This window comes from Streptomyces durbertensis (genome assembly GCF_014156695.1).
Classification (GTDB): domain Bacteria; phylum Actinomycetota; class Actinomycetes; order Streptomycetales; family Streptomycetaceae; genus Streptomyces; species Streptomyces durbertensis.
The window spans coordinates 1-17,754 of the sequence record NZ_WMLF01000066.1 but is presented as its reverse complement, the minus strand read 5'-3'; the positions used below and the strand labels follow the sequence as shown (position 1 = coordinate 17,754).

The following is a 17,754-nucleotide window of genomic DNA, read 5'->3' as shown; positions in this document are numbered from 1 at the left end:
GCGGGAGGACACCCGCGGGTGGGCGGGGACGGCGGGGCGCACGGGAATGCGGGCGGACGACGGTGTGTTGAGACGGCCATGAGCGGACAGCAGTGGAGCCGGCAGGACGATCGGGCCGCCGGGGTCGACGGGCCCGAGCGGGAGTGGGAGACGATCCGCCGGGTGCTCACCGAGGCGGGCGACACCTGGGCGGTGGTCGGTCTGTCGAACAACACCGGCCGGGCGGCGTACGGCGTGGCGCAGGTACTGCGCCGCTTCGGGAAGCGGGTGGTGCCCGTGCACCCGAAGGCGGAGACGGTGGCCGGCGAGGCGGGTTACCCGCGGCTCGCGGACATCCCCTTCCCGGTGGACGTGGTGGACGTGTTCGTGAACTCCTCACTGGCCGGTGCGGTGGCGGACCAGGCGGTGGCGGTGGGTGCCAAGGCGGTCTGGTTCCAGCTGGGCGTGGTCGACCGGGAGGCGTACGCGCGGACGAGGGCCGCCGGGCTGGACATGGTGATGGACCGCTGCCCGGCCATCGAGATACCCCGCCTCGGCTGAGTCGGCGCCGAGATCGGCGTGCCCCGGGGCCCGACGTCAGGGGGCGGGCACCGAGACGGCCATGATCATGTCGACGGGGTCGGGCCCGTTGTTGCGGTAGCCGTGCGGGACGTGTGACGCGAAGGCCGCCGACGTGCCGGCGGGCACCTGTTGCTCGGCGCCGTCCACGGTGAGCACGAGGGTGCCCCGGCGGACGTGGACGAGTTCCGTGGTGCCGGCGGGGTGGGGGTCGGAGTCGCTGTGGTCACCGGGCATCAGCCGCCACTCCCACAGCTCCAGCGGGCCGGGCGACTCCGCGCCGACGAGCAGGGTGCTGTGGCTGCCGGCGTCCGTGCTCCAGAGCCGGACGGCCTGGTCCGGCGGCACGAGGCGCACCTGCGGTCCCTGGTCGTAGTCGAGCAGGGTGGTGATGCTGGCACCGAGCGCGTCGGCGACCTTCACCACCGTGCCGACGCTCGGATTGGTGCGGGCCTGTTCGATCTGGATCAGCATGCCCCGGCTCACCCCGGCGCGGGCTGCCAGCGCGTCGAGGGTGAAGCCCCGTTCGGTGCGGAGCCGCTTGAGGTTGCGGGCCATCGCCTGCGTGAGCTGTTCGAGATCGGTCACTGCGGTCACAACCCCCGGGCACAGATGGTCCAGTATTCTGCATGACAGGGTTCACTGCCATGCACTACGGTGTGGTCCTGTTCGAAGTCCATCACACTGTACTGCGAGGTCCTTCTCCCATGACCGCCGTTCTGGCACTCGCCACGAGCCTGATGTGGGGCCTCGCGGACTTCGGTGGCGGCCTGCTCACCCGCCGCATACCCGCGCTCACCGTGGTGGTCGTCTCCCAGGTGCTGGCGGCCGCCGTGCTCGGCGCGGTGGTGGTGGCGACCGGCGGACTGGCCGAGGCGGGCCCGCGACTGTGGTTCGCGGTGGCCGCCGGTGTGGTCGGCCCGCTGGCCATGTTCGCCTTCTACCAGGCGTTGGCGCTCGGGCCGATGGGCGTCGTCTCCCCGCTCGGCGCGGTGGGCGCGGTCATCGTCCCGATCGGCGTCGGGCTGTCGCTGGGCGAACGTCCCGGCTGGGCCCAGGGGCTCGGGGTGCTGGTGGCCGTCACCGGCGTCGCGCTGGCCTGCGGTCCGCGTACCGGCGGCAGTCCGGTCGCCCGGAAGACCGTACTGCTCACCCTCGTCTCGGCGTTCGGCTTCGGCACGGTGATGGCGCTGATCGAGCACGCCTCGGCCAGCGTTGTCGGACTCTTCCTCGCCCTGTTCGTGCAGCGGCTGCTGAACGTGCTGGTCGGCGGCGCGGCGCTGGCGGTACGCGGGCTGCGGGGCGCCCCGCTGCTCCCGGCCGGCGGCCGGCCCGCGCTGCGGAGCGCGCTGCCCGCGCTGGCGCTGGTCGGACTGGCGGACGTCGCCGCCAACGGGACCTACGCGCTCGCCGCCCGCAACGGCCCGGTCACGGTCGCGGCCGTCCTGGCCTCCCTCTACCCGGTGGTGACGTCGCTGGCCGCGCGCGGCTTCCTCCGCGAGCGCATGCAGCGCGTCCAGGCGCTCGGCGCGGGTCTCGCGCTGGCGGGCACCGTCCTGCTGGCGACGGCCTGAGGCCCCCGCCCGGCGGCCCGTGCGCACACAGCGGGCCAACGGACGCCGCCCGGATCCCTCACAGCCGCTGGATCGCCAGCACCAGCAGTGCCAGGCCCTGGAGCACGACGATCACCACCAGCACGACGCGCCACACCCGTGGGTCCACGCCGTCACCTCCCCGGCTACTCGGCTCCTGACCCCAGTGTGCCCGGGCGGGGAGCCTCCACGCCCCCCGTCAGCTCACCGAGCGCCACCAACTGCTCGGGCGTCACCCCGTCGGGCACCGGCACCGGCGGCGGCGTCCGCAACGGCGGCTGCCAGCCGGCCTCCGGCTCCCAGCGGCGCACGACACGCGCCGGCGAGCCCGCCACCACGGCGTGGTCCGGTACCTCGCCGCGCACGACCGAGCCGGCCGCCACCACCACGTTGCGGCCGAGCCTGGCACCCGGCAGCACCACGGCTCCGTGGCCGAGCCAGCAGCCGGAGCCGATCTCCACCGGCGCGCTGCGCGGCCACTGCTTGCCGACCGGGACGGCCGGGTCGTCGTAGGAGTGGTTCGTGGAGGTGACGTAGCAGTAGGGGCCGAAGAAGACGTCGTCGCCGATGCGCACCCGGGCGTCGGCCACCACATGGCTGCCCCGGCCGAGCACCACGCCGTTGCCGAGTGTCAGCACCGGGTCCGGGCCGAGTTCCAGGTCGGGCATCATGCCGGCGGTCAGGGTGACCTCGGCGCCGATCACGCAGTGGTCCCCCAGTTCGATCCAGGGGGCACCGAAGATCGTGCCCTGCGGGAACGCGAGCCTGGTGCCCGCTCCGATCCGCCGGAAGGCGTGCGGGCCCGGGCGGCGCGCGGTGACGGCGCCGGCGTCCTGCACCACGCGCCACATCCGGTGCACGGCGCGGGAGAGGAGAGCGGGGAACGGGTTGTGCCTGACCACCCGTTCACCGTAGTGCGCCGGGTGGCGCACCGGTCCCCGCACGGGCTGTGATCTTTCCCCCACGGTCGCCGTGGGGCCCCGCGCGCCGGTGGCGTACCGTGCGAGCGCGAAGAGTCGGGACGCCACACGGAAGGTTGAACGGACATGACACAGGGACCGTGGCTGATGGCGGTCGCCGGCGGCCGACCGGAGATCGACGACACGGCGTTTGTGGCGCCCACGGCGTCGGTGGTCGGCAAGGTGACGCTGCGCCAGGACGCCAGCGTCTGGTACGGGGCCGTGCTGCGCGCCGACTGCGAACCGATCGAGATCGGCCCGGGCAGCAACATCCAGGACAACTGCACCGTGCACACCGACCCCGGCTTCCCGGTGCGGGTCGGCAGCGGTGTCTCGGTCGGGCACAACGCGGTGCTGCACGGCTGCACGGTGGAGGACGACGCGCTGGTCGGCATGGGCGCGACGGTCCTCAACGGCGCCCGGATCGGGGCCGGTTCGCTGGTGGCCGCGCAGGCGCTGGTGCCGCAGGGCATGCAGGTGCCGCCCGGCTCGCTGGTCGCCGGGGTGCCGGCGAAGGTGCGGCGGCAGCTCACCGAGGAGGAGCGCGCGGGGCTGGTGCTCAACGGCGAGGTGTACGTGGACCTCGCCGCCACCCACCGGGCCGCCGTCGAGGAGACCGGGGCGGAAGGCGCCTGAGCGCGGGGCCGCCGCCCTCGGCGGACCGCCGGGGGCGCGGTCCGCCAAGGGCCGTGGCGTCGACCTGGCGGCCCTGCCGCCGGGAGGTCTCAGCCGTTGGGGCGCAGCGTCCACACGATGGTCATCTCGCCGGTGACGGCGCCGTCCTCGCGGTTGATCGTGATGTTGACCGGGAACTCCGGGCGCTCGCCCGCGTCCAGCTCCTTGATCACCTCGGCGGCCGGGCGGCCGAGTTCGGCCGTGGCGGTGACCGGGCCCATGGCCAGCTTCTTGTAGGCGATCTCGGCGCGCACGGCCAGCGGCACCGCGCGGCCCAGCTCGCCGGCGAACGCCGCGAGCACGATCGCGCCGCTCGCGGACTCGGCGAGGGTGAACATCGCGCCGGCGTGCGGCCCGCCGACGTGGTTGTGGTAGGCGGGCTGGTCGGGCAGCCGGAGCACGGCGCGCTCGGCGCCGGTCTCGACGTACTCGAGGTTGAGGGTGGCGACCATCGGGACGGAGGCCGTCAGCATGTCGCCGATCGAGGGCTGGTTCTCTGACATGCCCGAACATTACCAGCCAGTAGCTTCGTCGGGGAGGGCCCGCCGCCGGCGGGTTCAGCGCAGCCGGAACGCGCCCTCCGGCGGCCGGGGTGAGACGCCCTCGCCGTCCACGACCGGCCGGGCGTCGCCGATGAACGCGGTGAGTGCCGCGCCGTGCAGCACCCGGGCCGGGAAGACGTCGGCCGCCGCCCGCCGGGCCAGCTCGTCCACCGGCAGTTCGCCGGCCGAGCCGACCAGCACCACGTTCCCGAACCGCCGGCCCTTGAGCACGGCGGGCTCGGCGAGCAGGCACAGCCGGTCGAACACCTCGCGGAAGGTGGCCAGCTGCCCGCGCACGAAGTCGAAGGGCGCGCCGTCCGCGAGGTTCGCCGCGTACGTCCCGCCCGGGCGCAGCACCCGGGCGGCGGCGCGGGCGTAGCGGCCGGTCGTCAGATGTCCGGGCACCCGGGCCCCGGCGAACACGTCGGCGAGCAGCACGTCCGCCCTGGCGGCGGGCAGGGAGTCCAGCGCCGCCAGGGCGTCCTCCGTCCGCACCGTGACCGGTTCCCCTTCCGGCAGGGGCAGCACCTCCGCGACCAGCTCGACCAGCGCGGCGTCCGCCTCCACGACCTGCTGCCGGCAGCCGGGCCGTGTCCGCGCGGCGTAGCGCGGCAGCGCCATCGCCCCGCCGCCCAGGTGAAGCACCTCCAGCGGCCCCGGCGGCGCGCAGTCCAGCACGTGCGCCAGCCGCCGCGCGTACTCGAACTCCAGGTGCGCCGGGTCGTCGAGGTCGACGTAGGACTGCGGGGCGCCGTCGACGGTCAGCAGCCAGGCCCGGCGCCGGTCGACGTCGGGCAGCAGTCTGGCGATGCCGTGGCCGACGGTCCGGACGACGGGAAGCGGCTCGTTCACCCCACGATTGTCGCCCGGCGGCCGGAAGTGGCGCGCACCGCCCCGGGCAGGCCGCGCTGCCCCGCCGGACGCCGTCGTGTCACCTCGATCGGTTACCCTCCCCCGGTGCCCGCACCTTCCTCCGACCCCGTACGCCCGCCGGCCGCCGGTCCACGGGCGTGGCGGCGGCTGTGTCTGCTGGTCGCGCTGCTCGCGGCGGCGTGGGCGGCCGTCACCTGGTACGAGCCGCACGCGTGGCTGACCGGCGGTACCTGGGGGGACAGCGTGCCGACCGGGCTCGCCGCGCCGCTGTTCGCGTTGCTCTACGCGGTGGCCGCCGCGCTGTTTGTTCCCCGGCCGCTGCTCGGGCTGGCCGCCGGCGCCCTGTTCGGCTCCGCGCTGGGCGTCGCCGCCGCGGTGGCCGGCACCGTGCTCGGGGCGGGACTGTGCCTGGCCGTCGGCCGCGCACTCGGCCGCGACGCCGTGCGCCCGCTGCTGCGGGGGCGGCGGCTGGCCGCCGTCGACCGGCAACTGAGCGACCACGGCTTCCGGTCGGTGCTGCTGCTCCGGCTGCTGCCCGGTGTGCCGTTCGCCGCGTCCAACTACGCCGCCTCCTTCTCCCGGGTCCGCTGGCCGGTGTTCCTGGGGGCCACCGCGCTCGGCGGCCTGCCCTACACCCTGGTGTACGCGCTGGCCGGCAGCCGGGCGGGCGAGCCGGTGTCCCCGGTGTTCCTCGCCGTGCTCGGGCTGGCGGCCGCGGCCGGCGTGCTGGGCGCCGCCGCGGCCAGGCGCCACCTCGCGTTCGAGCGGGGGACCGCACCGGCCGCGGGGTCGCCCGACGGCGCCGGGGCGCCTGCCCATACGATCTGACCGAACCTCAGCACCCGTCATTCCCAACGACCGCAAGGGCGAGCACACTCCGACATGTCCTGGTTCCAGTCCCTCATCCTCGGAGTCGTCCAGGGACTCACCGAGTTCCTACCGATCTCCTCCAGCGCCCACATCCGGCTGATCGCGGTCGGCGCGGGCTGGCCGGACCCCGGCGCGGCCTTCACCGCCGTCTCGCAGATCGGCACCGAGCTGGCGATCCTCATCTACTTCCGCAAGGACATCGCGCGCATCGTCACCTCCTGGGCGCGGTCGCTGGTGAGCAAGGAGGCCCGTCGGGAGCTGGACGCGCGCATGGGCTGGCTGGTGATCGTGGGCTCGATCCCCATCGCCGTGCTGGGAGTGACGTTCAAGGACCATATCGAGGGGCCCTTCCGCGACCTGCGGCTCATCGCCTTCAGCTTCATCGCGCTGGGCATCGCGCTGGGCGTCGCCGACCGGCTGGCCGCCCAGGCGGAGAGCGGTGGACGGCACCGGGCCGGCAAGCCGCGCAAGAACCTGGAGCAGCTGAACGTCCGCGACGGCGTGCTCTTCGGTCTGTGGCAGGCGCTCGCCCTGGTGCCGGGCATGTCGCGGTCGGGTGTGACGATGACCGGCGGCCTGTTCCTCGGCTACGACCGGGCCTCGGCCGCCCGCTACTCGTTCCTGCTGGCGATCCCCGCCGTACTGGGCTCGGGCGCGTACGAGCTGAAGGAGATCGGCGGCGAGACCGGCCAGGTGGCGTGGGGCCCGACGATCCTGGCCACGGTGGTCGGCGGTCTGGTGGGCTACGCGGTGATCGCCTGGTTCATGCACTGGATCTCCACCCGCAGCTTCATGCCCTTCGTCTGGTACCGGATCGCGGTGGGCGTGGTGATCCTGCTGCTCGTGGGCGTCGGCGTGCTCGACCCGATGGCCGGCGCACCGGAAGTGGACGGCAGCTAGCTCCCCTCAGGCCGCTCGTACCGGCGGAGGCACCGGTTCCGCGAAGGCCGGGACAGCGGCGGCGCCGCCTTGCACACTGGTGACACCGGTGGCGAGGAGGCGCTGATGAGGCGGTTGTCGCGACAACGGGCGCCGCTGGCGGGGGCCGCGTTCCTCGCCGGAGCGCTGCCGGCCCCCGCCTTTCCCTCCCCCGGCCTGTGGTGGCTGGCGTGGGCGGCGCTCGCACCGTGGCTGCTGCTCCTGCGGTCGGCGCCCGGCGGGCGGGGCGCGCTGCTGCTCGGCTGGCTGGGCGGGACCGGCTTTGTCCTGGCCACCCACCACTGGCTGATGCCCAGCCTGCACGTCTTCCTCCTCCCGCTGGCGGCCCTGACCGGTCTGCTCTGGGCGCCCTGGGGGTGGCTGGCTCACCGACTGCTCGCCGGGGCACCCCGCGGTGCCACGGCTGTCGGCGCCGTTGTGCTGCTGCCGTCCGGGTGGCTCCTGATCGAGGTGGTGCGCTCCTGGGAGTACCTGGGCGGGCCGTGGGCGCTGCTCGGCGCCTCGCAGTGGCAGTTCGGCCCGGCGCTGCGGCTGGCTTCGGTGGGCGGCGTGTGGTTGGTGAGCCTGCTGGTGGTGGCCGTCAACACCGCGCTGGTCCTGCTGCTCACCGCCCCGCCGGCGCGGCGGGCGGCGGGCGGTGCGCTGCTGGCGGTCGCGGTGCTCACGGCCGGCGCCACCTGGTGGGCGCAGCCGCCCCGGCAGGGGGCCGAGGTCCGCATCGCCGTGGTGCAGCCGGGGTTGACGCCCGGCCCGGACGCCCGGTTCGAGCGGGCCGCCGCGCTCACCGCCGGGCTCACGGGGCGCGAGGTGGATCTGGTCGTGTGGGGCGAGAGCAGTGTGGGCTTCGACCTCGACGCCCGACCGGACCTGGTGGAGCGGCTGCGGACGCTCGCGTCGCGCGTGGAGGCGCCGCTGCTGGTCAACGTGGACGCGAGGCGGGCCGGCGGGCCGGGCATCTTCAAGAGTTCCGTGCTGGTCGACGGGCGCGGCCTGACCGGGGAGCGGTACGACAAGATGCGGCTGGTGCCGTTCGGCGAGTACGTACCGCTGCGGCCGCTGCTGGGTTGGGCCACGTCCGTGGGGCGCGCGGCCGAGGAGGACCGGCGGCGCGGCGACGCCCAGGTCCTCGTCGACGAGCGGGGTCTGGGGATCGGCCCGCTCGTCTGCTTCGAGACGGCCTTCCCCGACATGAGCCGGCAGCTGGCCCGGCACGGCGCGCGGCTGCTGGTCGCCCAGTCGGCGACCAGCAGCTTCCAGGAGAGCTGGGCTCCGGAGCAGCACGCCTCGCTCGGGGCGTTGCGCGCGGCGGAGACGGGACGTCCCGTCGTCCACGCGACGTTGACCGGCGTCAGCGCCGTCTACGGTCCCACCGGTCGCATGCTCGGGCCCTCGCTGGGGGTCGACCGTTCGACGGCGGAGGTCTACCGGGTGCCGCTGGCGGAGGGGCGGACCCCCTATGTCCGGTACGGCGACTGGGTGCCGGGCGTGGCGGCGTCGGTCGTCGCCGGGTTTGTGCTGGGGTCGCTGCCGCGCCGCCGCCCGGCCGGGCGGCGGCCGTCCGGGAGCGGGCGGGGTGTCACGCGCTCTCGACCGCGGTGACGATCTGTTCGCAGAGTTCGTGGGTGGGCAGGGAGTTGGTGAGGTCTCCGCCGTGCCCGGCGCGGGCCTGGTCGAGGAAGGCCGTCACCGCCTGCTCGATCCCCCGCTGACGGGCCACCGGAACCCAGTCGCCCCTGCGGCGGACGCTGGGCTGGCCCTTGTGGTCGACGACCTCGGCCAGGTTGCGGACCTCCCGCTTGCTGTCCTGCCCGGAGACCTCCAGGACCTCCTCGTTGGAGCCCGAGAGCCGGTTCATCATGCCGACGGCGGTGAAACCGTCGCCGGAGAGCTGCAGCACGACGTGGTGCAGCAGTCCGTCCACCATCCGGTGGCGCACGTCGACCGTGTCCACCGGGCCGGGGGCGAGGTGGAGCAGGGTGTCGACGACGTGGATGAAGTCGTCGTAGACCATCGTGCGGGGCCGCTCGGGCAGTCCGATGCGGTGCTTCTGCATCAGGATCAACTCGCGCGGGTGCTCCAGGCACTGCGCGTAGCCCGGGGCGAAGCGGCGGTTGAAGCCGACGGCCAGCGGGACCGCCCGCTCCTCGGCGAGGTGGACGAGCCGGGCGGAGTCGGTGAGCGTGTACGCGAGCGGCTTGTCCACGTAGGTCGGCACGCCGGCTTCGAGCAGCCGGCCCACCAACTGCGGGTGCACCTCGGTGGGCGCGTGCACAAACGCCGCGTCCAGCCCCTGGGCGAGCAGCGCGTCCAGGGTGGCGTGGCGGTGGGCGGCCGGTACCCGGTAGGTGTCGCCGACCTCCTTCAGGGTGCGCTCGCTGCGGGTGTGCAGGTGCGGTTCGGCTCCGGGGAGCGTGGTGAGGACGGGCAGGTAGGCCTTCCTCGCGATGTCGCCGAGGCCGATCACGCCGATCTTCACCCTGTCGCTCCTCACCCGTCGTCCGTGGCCGCGCCTCTGGCGCCGGTGTGCCCCGGCGGACCCGCGGCCGTGGGGGAAGGATATGCCGTCCCGGGCGGGGACCAGTCGGCGACGCCGTCCAGCGCGCGCAGCGCGAGATGCGGTCCGAAACGGCTGACGGAGGTCCTGGCACCCGAAGGCATGCCGGGCCCCGGTGTCGGTGTCGCCGGACTCGCCGACGCCGTGGCGAAGGCCCTCGGCGACTACCTGAGCCACCACCGGGAGCTGCTGGTCGCCCGCTACGAGCTGGTTCTGGAAGCGACCCGCCGGCCGGCCCTGCGGGCCTGCTACGACAAAGCCGGCGAGGTGGGCTTCCGGCGACCGCTGAGCGCGTTGCTGGCCGCGGCGGGCTCCCCTGACCCGGACCGGCACGCGCACTCGCTCACCGCGTGGTGCGACGGCGTGCTGTTCAGCTCGACCGCCGGCTCCCACAGCGGGCGCCGCCCCACGCCCGAGCAGCTGCGCGCCGGCCTCACGGAGCTGCTCGGCGCCATGCTGCCCGCCGGGACCCGCCGCGCGGCGAACGACGGCGGCTGAGCCGGCGGGCGGTCATGGAGGCCGTCAGCGCGGGAACGCTCAGCGCGGCGGCGTGGTGGGGCCGAGGCGGTGGGCGAGCCGGTCGGCGGCCGCCTGCAGGTCGGCGCGCCGGCCCTCGTCCGGCAGCGTCGCCAACGCCGCCCGCGCGCGGGCCAGTTCACGTCGGGCGGCCGCACGCTCCCCCAGCTCCGCGTAGCCGTCGGCGAGCCCGAGGCAGAGCAGCGGGTACAGGGCCCGCATCGCGGCGGACGACTCGTCCGTCCGGCCGTCGGCGGCCTCCCGGAGCGCCCGGGCGGCCGACAGCGCCCGCAGGTGCCACTGGAGTCGGGCGTACGGGTCCTCCTGGGTGCCGGCGAGGTAGTGCGCGACCGTGCAGCGGGCGAGCGCGGCGGCCGCGGCGGGATCGCCCTGCAACTCCGCCCACATCGCGCCGAGGCGGGCCCGCGCCTCCTCCCGGTCCCCGGCGCGGTGCAGGATGACCGCCTGCCCGATGCGGGTGGCGAGACCGTCCTTGACCGGTCGGGGAGGCTCGGCCATCAACTGACCTTTCGTCTGCTCGCGCCCCCTCAAGGCCCGGCCGGCGGCGCGGCCCTGTCCGCGGCCCGCCGGCGGCGTCGGGAGCGGCGGCCCGGGTGGCCGCCGCCGTCGACGCTAGCCGCGCCCCGCCTCGCGGGCGGGCAGGCGCCCCGCACTCCGCTGCCGGCTCCCCCACACGGGCCCCGGATTCCAGCCACCGCCCCGCGGCGACGCGGCGACGGGCGGGTCAGCGCCCCAGGTCGGGGATGCGCCAGTCGATCGGCTCGTGTCCCTGTGCGGCGACGGCCTCGTTGATCTGGGTGAAGGGCCGGGAGCCGAGGAAGCGCTTGGCGGACAGCGGCGAGGGATGGGCGCCCTGCACCACGGCGTGCCGCTCGGTGTCGATGAGGCGCAGCTTCTTCTTCGCGTAGTTGCCCCACAGCACAAAGACCGCCGGGTCCTCGCGCCCGGCGACCGCCCGGATGACGGCGTCGGTGAACGTCTCCCAGCCGCGGTTCTTGTGCGAGTTGGCCTCGCCGGAGCGCACGGTGAGCACCGCGTTGAGCAGCAGCACGCCCTGCTCGGCCCAGGGCATCAGATAGCCGTTGTCGGGGATCGGGTGGCCCAGCTCCTCGTGCATCTCCTTGAAGATGTTCCGCAGCGAGGGCGGGGTGCGCACGCCCGGCCGCACCGAGAAGCACAGCCCGTGGCCCTGCCCCTCGCCGTGGTACGGGTCCTGGCCGAGCACCAGCACCTTGACGCGGTCGAACGGCGTGGCCTCCAGGGCCGCGAAGACCTCCTCACGCGGCGGGAAGACCGGGCCGGCCGCGCGCTCCGCCTCCACGAACTCGGTGAGTTCCTTGAAGTACGGCTTGGTCAGCTCGTCGCCGAGGACGTCCTGCCAGGAGCCGGGCAGCATGTCGATCACGTCGTGGTACCTCCGGTACGTCTGATAATGACACGTCAGAACGTACCGGTCGGCACCGACAACGGGACTACCAGCTGGACTTCCGGTGCAGCTCGCCGACGCGCATGATCGTCGAGGCGTCGATGGCCCACTCCACGCCGGCCACGTGCTCGTAGGCGGCGATGTGGACGTTGCCCTGCCACAGCGGTATCAGCCGGGCGTCCCTGGCGAGCAGCCGCTGCGCCTCCTTGAGGGTGTTGCCGGCCGTCGCGCGGTCGCTCTCCTTGCGCGACTCCGGCAGGATGCTGCCGGTCAGCTTGCTGTCGACGTAGGGGATGCCGAGCGCGTTGTTCTCGCCGACGAACGGGCCGATGTAGTTGTCGGCGTCCGGGAAGTCGGCGAACCAGCCGCGGCCGAACGCCGGGTAGGTGCCCTCCTGGTACGCCTTCTGGAACTCGTTCCAGGGCCGGCCCTCTATCTCCACCTTGAACAGGCCCGAGCCGTTGAGCTGGCGCTGGATCTCCTCGAACTCCGACTTGGTCGTGGCGCCGTAGCGGTCCGTGGTGTACCAGAGGGTGAACTCGACCGGTTCGTTGATGCCGGCCGCCTGGAGGACCGACTTGGCCTTGCGCTGGTTCGGCTCGCCGTAGCGGTCGTAGAAGGCGTTGGTGTGGCCGGTGATGCCACCGGGGACCATCGAGTACAGCGGTTCGGCGGTGCGCTTGTAGACGTTGCGCACCAGGGCCTTGCGGTCGATCAGCTGGGCGACGGCCTCGCGGACGGCCGGGTTCTTGACGGCGTCGTCCTCGGGGTTGAAGACCAGGTAGCGGATCTCGGTGCCGACGATCTCGTTCACCTTGATCGAGGACTTGCTGCCGGAGCGGCCGGCGAGGTCGGTGATCTGGTCGGGGGTCAGGCCCCGGTAGGCGAGGTCCAGCTCCTCGTCCTCCAGCGCCTTCACCAGGCTGCCGGAGTCGTCGAAGTAGCGGATGGTGACGGCGTCGTTCTTCGTCTTGGCCGCGCCCCGGTACTTGCCGTTGCGCTCCAGCTCGGCGATCTTGCCGGCCTCGTAGTTCTTGACCTTGTACTGGCCGGAGCCGACGATCGCGCCCCCGGAGTCGCCCTCGCGCAGCTTGTCCGCGGGGTAGGAGGCCGGGTCCACCAGGGAGCCGGCGGGGGTCGCGAGCACCAGCGGGAAGGTCGCGGTGGGCTTGCTGAGGTGGAAGACGACGGTGTCGTCCCCCGTGGTCTCTATTCGGTCCAGGCTCTCCAGCAGCGGCGCCGGGCCGGCCGGCGAGTTGATCTTCAGGATGCGCTCGACGGAGTGCTTGACCGCGGCCGCGTCCAGCTTGTTGCCGTTGGTGAACTCCAGCCCCTCGCGGAGCGTGCAGCGGTAGACCTGGCTCTTGTTGTCGGTGAAGGAGCAGGACTTCGCCGCGTCCGGCTCGGGGGTGCCGCCGGAGCCTGGGAAGTGCAGGAGCGACTGGTAGACGTTCCGGTACAGCTCCCAGGAGCCGTCCCACGCGCCGGCCGGGTCGAGCACGCTGGGCGCGCTGGTGGTGCCGACCCTGATGGGCTGGTTGTCGTCGTCGCCGCCACCCGAGAACGAACCGCAACCGGCGAGCACTGCCGCTGCCGACAGAACCGCCACGGCCCTCAGAGGCCTCTTCCGGCTGACCACGTGCACACTCCTCGATCGGCGACGAACCAATGCCGAACATGCTGAAACGACAGGGAAGCTTCGTGCCGGCTCGGCCGGTGCCGCTGGGCCGTGCGCCTCACGCACGGCGGCCGTTCCCGGACTCGGGGCCAACAACGAGGCAGACCCTACCGCAGCGCCCGCCAGAGCTGAATCGGCTGCTCAACCCGTGATTCAACGGTTGCCGACGGTCAATGTGGCGCGCTTCCGACGGACCCCTCGGCCCGCGGGCGGGCCGAGGGGTCCGCGACGGTCGGATCCGAGGTCAGGCGACCCCGGCGTTCAGGAAGAGGCCACCGTCGACGACCAGCGTCTGCCCGGTGATCCAGCCGGCCGCCGGCGAGGAGAGGAAGGCGACCGCGCCCGCGACGTCCTCGGGAACGCCGAGCCTGCCCATCGGGTAGCCACCCGCCGCCTCCTGCTCCCGGCCCTCGTAGAGCGCCGCGGCGAACTTCGTCTTCACCACCGCCGGGGCGACCGCGTTCACCCGCACCGTCGGCGCGAACTCGTGGGCGAGCTGCTGGGTGAGGTTGAGCAGCGCCGCCTTGCTGACGCCGTAGGGCCCGACGAACGGCGAGGCGCTGAGGCCGGCGACCGAGGCGACGTTGACGATGGTGCCGCCGTTGTCGCGCTGCCAGGCGGCCCAGGTGCGCTGGGCGAAGCCGAGGGCGGAGACCACGTTGGTCTCGAAGACCTTCCTGGCCACCGCGAGGTCCACCTCGGCGATGGGGCCGAAGACGGGGTTGGTGCCGGCGTTGTTGACCAGGTGGTCCAGGCGGCCCCACTCGGCCATGACCCGCTCGACGGTCTCCGCCTGGTGCGCCTCGTCGTGCGCCTTGCCGACCACGTACATCGCGCGGTCCGCGCCGAGGCGCGCGACCGCCTCCTTCAGCGGCTCCTCGTTGCGGCCGGTCAGGCAGACCCGGTCCCCGCGGGCCACCAGTGCCTCCGCGACGCCGTAGCCGATCCCCCGGCTGCCGCCGGTGACCAGTGCGACCTCGCCGCTGTGCTGTGCGCTCATGCGTGTCACTCCCTCGCGTCGCGGGTCAGTCGAGCGGTCCGCCGGCCACGTACAGCACCTGACCGGAGACGAAGCCCGCGCGGTCGCCGGTGAAGTACGCGATGGCGTCGGCCACGTCCTCGGGGCGGCCGACCCGCTGGACGGGGATGGCGCCGGCGGCGGCCGTCTGGAAGTCCTCGAAGTCCATGCCGACGCGGGCGGCGGTGGCGGCCGTCATGTCGGTGGCGATGAAGCCGGGCGCCACGGCGTTGGCGGTGACGCCGAACTTGCCGAGTTCCTTGGCCAGCGTCTTGGTGAGGCCCTGCAGGCCGGCCTTGGCCGCCGAGTAGTTGGCCTGGCCCCGGTTGCCGAGCGCGGAGCTGGAGGACAGGCACACGATCCGGCCGAAGCCGGCGTCCACCATGTGCTTCTGGCAGGCCCTGGACATCAGGAACGCGCCGCGCAGGTGCACGTTCATGACGGTGTCCCAGTCGGCCTCGCTCATCTTGAACAGCAGGTTGTCGCGCAGGACGCCGGCGTTGTTCACCAGGACGGTCGGGGCGCCGAGTCCGTCGGCGACACGCGCCACCGCCGACTCGACCTGGGCGGCGTCGGAGACGTCGCAGCCGACGGCCAGCGCCTGCCCGCCGCTCTTGGTGATCTGGTCGACGGTGTCGGCGCAGGCGGCCTCGTCGAGGTCGAGGACGGCGACCGCGCGCCCCTCCTCGGCGAGTCGGACGGCCGTGGCCGCCCCGATTCCGCGGGCTCCGCCCGTGACGATGGCGACCCGGCGTTCGGTGCTGGACATGGTGCCTCTCCTTGAGTCCTGGAAGGTCTCCGGCGAAATGAGCAACCGCTTAGTAGCTTCGGCTGTCGTGACGCTAGAAGCCGCCCCGCCCCCTGTCAACGGCCCGCCGGGAGGTCACCGCACCAGCAACTCCAACAGGCGCTCGGCCTCCGCGTGCGGATCGGCGGTGAGGCCGGTGTGCACCGGGCCCGGCTGCACGACCGTGGAACGCGGCGCGACCAGCCAGCGGAAGCGCCGCCCGGCGTCGTCGCCGCCCGCCTGCCCCGCCTCCGGCCCGCCGGCGCAGACCCGCTCGACGGCGTGCAGCGCGGCGCGCACGCCGACCACGTCCGCCGACGGGTCGAGCGCGCGCAACCGCGGCTCGTCCAGATGGACGAGCGCGCACACGTAGGACCGCGCCCGGCAGTAGACGACCACCCCCGCGTTGATCATCTCGCCGCGTTCGACACGCGGCACCACCCGCAACAGGGCGTACTCGAAGACGTCCCGCTTCCCGCTCACACCCGACCGCCTTCCGGCGCCTCGCCGCGCCGCTGCTCCGCTTCCGTTCGCTCCGCCGTGCGGTGCGGCCACCGCGTCAGCCAGCCGGGCGCCCGGCTCGGCGCGTCCTCGCTGCGCTCCCCCACCGCCACGCGGTCGGCGAGGCCGTCCACACGGCTGAGCAGGGTGGCGGTGTGCGCGGCGCGCAGGCCGGCGACGTCGTCGAAGCCCGGTTCGTCGACGAGCCACTCCTCGGGCACGTCGGCGACGCAGGCGGCCAGCAGTTCCTCGGTCACCAGGGGCGCCAGTGCCGCGTGCGCGGCCGCCAGGTCGGGGCCGAAGGGGGCGAGCACGTGGTCGGAGGCGTTGTAGGGGCGGGCGGCGGCGGCCGGCGCGGAAGGCCAGTTGTGCTGCCAGATCAGGCTGGCGCCGTGGTCGATGAGCCACAGGTCGCCGTGCCAGACCAGCAGATTGGGGTTGCGCCAGGAGCGGTCGACGTTGTTGATCAGCGCGTCGAACCAGACCACGCGGCCCGCCTCGACAGGGTCGACGGTGTACGCGAGCGGGTCGAAGCCGAGGGATCCCGGCAGGTAGTCCATGCCGAGGTTGAGCCCGCCGCTCGCCTTGAGGAGTTCCTGGACCTCCTGGTCCGGTTCGCCGAGCCCGATCACCGGGTCGAGCTGGACGGCGGCCAGGCGCGGCACCCGCAGCCCCAGCGCGTCGGCCAGCCGGCCGGCCACGACCTCCGCGACGAGGGTCCGGCGCCCCTGCCCCGCCCCGGTGAACTTGACCACGTACGTGCCCAGGTCGTCGGCTTCGACGAGGCCCGGGAGCGAACCGCCCTCGCGCAACGGTGTGACGTAGCGCGTGGCGGTGATCTCGGAAAGCATCCCCACAGGTTACGGCTGGCAGCGTGGAGGGCGCGCGGGAAAATCCGTCGCCGAAAGTCCGCGGCCGGTTGAACGCCCCGGTGCTCCGCCGCGTACTGCCTGCCGAACGTACCCACAGCAGCGCGCACAGAACACACGACAGCACGTCCCAGAGCAGGAAGGCCCCTCATGTCCGCAGCAAGCGCCTCGCGCCGTGCCGTCCTCGCCGCCGGAGCCGCCGGCCTCACCGCCGCCCTCACCGCCTGTGGCGAATCGGGCGGCTCCGGGCCCGGCTACGGCGGCGGGAACGGCCAGCAGGAGAACGGCACCGGCACCGGCGGCGCCGAGACCGGTGGCACGGAGACCGGTGGCACGCCGCAGCAGCCCGGTGCCGAGGCCGGCGCCGAACTCGGCCCCACGTCCGACATCCCGGTGGGCCAGGGCAAGGTCTTCCGCGACGAGAAGGTGGTCGTCACCCAACCGACCAACGGCGACTTCAAGGCGTACTCCGCCGTCTGCACGCATGAGAACTGCCTGGTGAGCGAGGTGAGCGGAGGCACGATCAACTGCGCCTGCCACGGCAGCAAGTTCAGCGTGGCCGACGGCAGCGTCACCGCCGGGCCCGCGCAGCGTCCGCTGCCGCCGGCGTCGATCACGGTGGACGGCAACACGATCAAGCTCGGCTGAGCTCCTTCGACTGCCCGGCCCGGGGCCTTGGGGGGCTGCCGGGTCGGGCGCCAGACCGCGCGGCGGGTCCTTGACGGTGACGGCCGGGCCGCGCGGCCGGTGCGCCGCCGGGGTGTTTTCAGCGGGCATCCCGGCGGCGCCCTCTCAGCGGTTCTCAGCGGGTCTCAGCGCGCGGTGGCCGCGCCCGTGTCGTGCGCCGGGTGTGCCGCCGCCTCGCCGAGTGCGGCGACGACCGCCCGGATCGAGGGGCGGCGGTCGGCGTCCTGTCGCCACAGCGCGTAGACGTGCCGGGTGATGGTCTGGCGCACGGGCACGATCGCCACGCCCTCGGGCACCGCTCCCCTGCCGAGACGAGGCGCCACGGCGACGCCCAGCCCCGCGGCCACCAGGGCCAGCTGGGTGTGGTGCTCGGCCGCGCGGTGCGCCAGCCGCGGCTCGATCCCCCGGTCCCGCAGGGTGAACGTCAGCCACTCGTGGCAGAACTCGCCCGGAGGCCAGGTCACCCAGTCGTCGTCCGCGAAGTCCTCCAGGTCGACCTCGGCCCGCCCGGCGCAGCGGTGGTCCGCCGGCACCGCGACGTCGACGACGTCGTCGGCCAGCGGCTGCTTGGCCATGCCGGCGGGCACCGACAGCGGGCGGTTGTACCAGTCGAGTACCACCGCGAGATCGAGTTCCCCCCGGCCCAGGCGGCGTACCGACTCCTCCGGCTCCACCTCCAACAGCCGTAC

The 17,754-nt window shown here is 73.9% G+C and carries 21 protein-coding genes; 8 read left to right on the top strand and 13 right to left on the bottom strand.

Annotated elements, in window-relative coordinates:
* Nucleotides 1-78: 78 nt before the first annotated feature.
* Nucleotides 79-540, top strand: coding sequence for a CoA-binding protein (locus GL263_RS07070; RefSeq protein ID WP_182854722.1), 462 nt, complete (start codon nt 79-81; stop codon nt 538-540).
* A 36-nt stretch (nt 541-576) separates the two neighbouring features.
* Here GL263_RS07070 and GL263_RS07065 read toward each other — a convergent pair whose 3' ends face one another.
* Entirely contained in the window at nt 577-1,146 is a 570-nt protein-coding gene (locus GL263_RS07065; RefSeq protein ID WP_182854725.1) for a helix-turn-helix domain-containing protein, read from the bottom strand.
* Nucleotides 1,147-1,265: 119 nt separating this feature from the next.
* On the opposite strand from GL263_RS07065, the gene GL263_RS07060 reads away from it, so the two are divergent.
* Nucleotides 1,266-2,132: a DMT family transporter gene (locus tag GL263_RS07060; RefSeq protein WP_182854721.1), complete on the top strand. Its 867-nt coding sequence runs from the start codon at nt 1,266-1,268 to the stop codon at nt 2,130-2,132.
* A gap of 164 nt (nt 2,133-2,296) precedes the next feature.
* Here the strand turns inward: GL263_RS07060 and GL263_RS07055 are convergent, their stop codons facing one another.
* Complete coding sequence (locus GL263_RS07055) at nt 2,297-3,001, bottom strand: acyltransferase (RefSeq protein WP_182854724.1); 705 nt, start codon at nt 2,999-3,001, stop codon at nt 2,297-2,299.
* Nucleotides 3,002-3,196: 195 nt separating this feature from the next.
* Between GL263_RS07055 and GL263_RS07050 the strand changes: the two genes are divergently transcribed.
* Nucleotides 3,197-3,745, top strand: a complete 549-nt coding sequence (locus GL263_RS07050; protein WP_182854720.1) for a gamma carbonic anhydrase family protein — start codon at nt 3,197-3,199, stop codon at nt 3,743-3,745.
* An 89-nt stretch (nt 3,746-3,834) separates the two neighbouring features.
* On the opposite strand, the gene GL263_RS07045 is transcribed toward GL263_RS07050, so the two are convergent.
* Both GL263_RS07045 and GL263_RS07040 read right to left on the bottom strand, forming a co-directional pair.
* Nucleotides 3,835-4,287 carry a DUF4442 domain-containing protein gene (locus GL263_RS07045; RefSeq protein WP_182854719.1) on the bottom strand — a complete coding sequence of 151 codons (453 nt, stop codon included), beginning with the start codon at nt 4,285-4,287 and terminating at the stop codon, nt 3,835-3,837.
* Nucleotides 4,288-4,341: 54 nt separating this feature from the next.
* Complete coding sequence (locus GL263_RS07040) at nt 4,342-5,178, bottom strand: spermidine synthase (protein WP_182854718.1); 837 nt, start codon at nt 5,176-5,178, stop codon at nt 4,342-4,344.
* 105 nt (nt 5,179-5,283) lie between these two features.
* Here GL263_RS07040 and GL263_RS07035 point away from each other — a divergent pair, with 105 nt between their 5' ends.
* From GL263_RS07035 to lnt, 3 genes are all read left to right on the top strand, one after another.
* A complete protein-coding gene (locus GL263_RS07035; protein WP_182854717.1) occupies nt 5,284-6,027 on the top strand; it encodes a TVP38/TMEM64 family protein in 744 nt (247 codons plus the stop codon).
* A 54-nt stretch (nt 6,028-6,081) separates the two neighbouring features.
* Nucleotides 6,082-6,969: an undecaprenyl-diphosphate phosphatase gene (locus tag GL263_RS07030; RefSeq protein WP_182854716.1), complete on the top strand. Its 888-nt coding sequence runs from the start codon at nt 6,082-6,084 to the stop codon at nt 6,967-6,969.
* A gap of 105 nt (nt 6,970-7,074) precedes the next feature.
* Nucleotides 7,075-8,607, top strand: coding sequence for an apolipoprotein N-acyltransferase (gene lnt / locus GL263_RS07025; RefSeq protein ID WP_182854715.1), 1,533 nt, complete (start codon nt 7,075-7,077; stop codon nt 8,605-8,607).
* Here the strand turns inward: lnt and GL263_RS07020 are convergent.
* Nucleotides 8,585-9,484 carry a Gfo/Idh/MocA family protein gene (locus GL263_RS07020; protein ID WP_182854714.1) on the bottom strand — a complete coding sequence of 300 codons (900 nt, stop codon included), beginning with the start codon at nt 9,482-9,484 and terminating at the stop codon, nt 8,585-8,587. The two genes, lnt and GL263_RS07020, sit on opposite strands and share 23 nt — an antisense overlap.
* A gap of 180 nt (nt 9,485-9,664) precedes the next feature.
* Here GL263_RS07020 and GL263_RS07015 point away from each other — a divergent pair, with 180 nt between their 5' ends.
* Nucleotides 9,665-10,060 (top strand): TetR family transcriptional regulator C-terminal domain-containing protein, encoded by a 396-nt coding sequence (locus GL263_RS07015; protein WP_182854713.1) that lies wholly within the window; start codon nt 9,665-9,667, stop codon nt 10,058-10,060.
* Nucleotides 10,061-10,099: 39 nt separating this feature from the next.
* Here the strand turns inward: GL263_RS07015 and GL263_RS07010 are convergent, their stop codons facing one another.
* The 7 genes from GL263_RS07010 to GL263_RS06980 all read right to left on the bottom strand — a co-directional run bounded on the left by GL263_RS07010 (nt 10,100) and on the right by GL263_RS06980 (nt 16,360).
* Nucleotides 10,100-10,597 (bottom strand): hypothetical protein, encoded by a 498-nt coding sequence (locus tag GL263_RS07010; RefSeq protein WP_182854712.1) that lies wholly within the window; start codon nt 10,595-10,597, stop codon nt 10,100-10,102.
* Between the two features lie 226 nt (nt 10,598-10,823).
* Nucleotides 10,824-11,495, bottom strand: a complete 672-nt coding sequence (gene ung / locus GL263_RS07005) for a uracil-DNA glycosylase (protein WP_182854723.1) — start codon at nt 11,493-11,495, stop codon at nt 10,824-10,826.
* A 76-nt stretch (nt 11,496-11,571) separates the two neighbouring features.
* Nucleotides 11,572-13,164, bottom strand: a complete 1,593-nt coding sequence (locus GL263_RS07000) for an ABC transporter substrate-binding protein (RefSeq protein WP_182854711.1) — start codon at nt 13,162-13,164, stop codon at nt 11,572-11,574.
* A gap of 283 nt (nt 13,165-13,447) precedes the next feature.
* Entirely contained in the window at nt 13,448-14,203 is a 756-nt protein-coding gene (locus tag GL263_RS06995; RefSeq protein WP_182854710.1) for an SDR family oxidoreductase, read from the bottom strand.
* 25 nt (nt 14,204-14,228) lie between these two features.
* Entirely contained in the window at nt 14,229-14,990 is a 762-nt protein-coding gene (gene fabG / locus GL263_RS06990) for a 3-oxoacyl-ACP reductase FabG (protein WP_182854709.1), read from the bottom strand.
* 114 nt (nt 14,991-15,104) lie between these two features.
* Nucleotides 15,105-15,491, bottom strand: a complete 387-nt coding sequence (locus tag GL263_RS06985; RefSeq protein WP_182854708.1) for a DUF3037 domain-containing protein — start codon at nt 15,489-15,491, stop codon at nt 15,105-15,107.
* A complete protein-coding gene (locus GL263_RS06980) occupies nt 15,488-16,360 on the bottom strand; it encodes a HipA family kinase (RefSeq protein WP_228456180.1) in 873 nt (290 codons plus the stop codon). The genes GL263_RS06985 and GL263_RS06980 overlap by 4 nt, the downstream gene beginning before the upstream one ends.
* Before the next feature lie 168 nt (nt 16,361-16,528).
* On the opposite strand from GL263_RS06980, the gene GL263_RS06975 reads away from it, so the two are divergent.
* On the top strand, nt 16,529-17,026 hold the full coding sequence (locus tag GL263_RS06975; protein ID WP_182854707.1) for a Rieske (2Fe-2S) protein: 498 nt from the start codon (nt 16,529-16,531) through the stop codon (nt 17,024-17,026).
* A 164-nt stretch (nt 17,027-17,190) separates the two neighbouring features.
* Here the strand turns inward: GL263_RS06975 and GL263_RS06970 are convergent.
* Nucleotides 17,191-17,754: LysR substrate-binding domain-containing protein (locus tag GL263_RS06970; RefSeq protein WP_267132753.1), on the bottom strand; the 564-nt coding region annotated here is incomplete at its 5' end.

Excerpts from the sequence above, each read along its gene's own strand:
- GL263_RS07015 (WP_182854713.1), top strand. The coding sequence starts at position 9,665 with ATGCCGGGCCCCGGTGTCGGTGTCGCCGGACTCGCCGACGCCGTGGCG.
- GL263_RS06980 (WP_228456180.1), bottom strand. The coding sequence starts at position 16,360 with ATGCTTTCCGAGATCACCGCCACGCGCTACGTCACACCGTTGCGCGAG.
- GL263_RS06995 (WP_182854710.1), bottom strand. The coding sequence starts at position 14,203 with ATGAGCGCACAGCACAGCGGCGAGGTCGCACTGGTCACCGGCGGCAGC.
- GL263_RS07055 (WP_182854724.1), bottom strand. The coding sequence starts at position 3,001 with ATGTGGCGCGTGGTGCAGGACGCCGGCGCCGTCACCGCGCGCCGCCCG.
- GL263_RS07045 (WP_182854719.1), bottom strand. The coding sequence starts at position 4,287 with ATGTCAGAGAACCAGCCCTCGATCGGCGACATGCTGACGGCCTCCGTC.
- ung (WP_182854723.1), bottom strand. The coding sequence starts at position 11,495 with ATGCTGCCCGGCTCCTGGCAGGACGTCCTCGGCGACGAGCTGACCAAG.
- lnt (WP_182854715.1), top strand. The coding sequence starts at position 7,075 with ATGAGGCGGTTGTCGCGACAACGGGCGCCGCTGGCGGGGGCCGCGTTC.
- GL263_RS07060 (WP_182854721.1), top strand. The coding sequence starts at position 1,266 with ATGACCGCCGTTCTGGCACTCGCCACGAGCCTGATGTGGGGCCTCGCG.
- GL263_RS07070 (WP_182854722.1), top strand. The coding sequence starts at position 79 with ATGAGCGGACAGCAGTGGAGCCGGCAGGACGATCGGGCCGCCGGGGTC.
- GL263_RS07010 (WP_182854712.1), bottom strand. The coding sequence starts at position 10,597 with ATGGCCGAGCCTCCCCGACCGGTCAAGGACGGTCTCGCCACCCGCATC.
- GL263_RS06975 (WP_182854707.1), top strand. The coding sequence starts at position 16,529 with ATGTCCGCAGCAAGCGCCTCGCGCCGTGCCGTCCTCGCCGCCGGAGCC.
- GL263_RS07030 (WP_182854716.1), top strand. The coding sequence starts at position 6,082 with ATGTCCTGGTTCCAGTCCCTCATCCTCGGAGTCGTCCAGGGACTCACC.
- fabG (WP_182854709.1), bottom strand. The coding sequence starts at position 14,990 with ATGTCCAGCACCGAACGCCGGGTCGCCATCGTCACGGGCGGAGCCCGC.
- GL263_RS07050 (WP_182854720.1), top strand. The coding sequence starts at position 3,197 with ATGACACAGGGACCGTGGCTGATGGCGGTCGCCGGCGGCCGACCGGAG.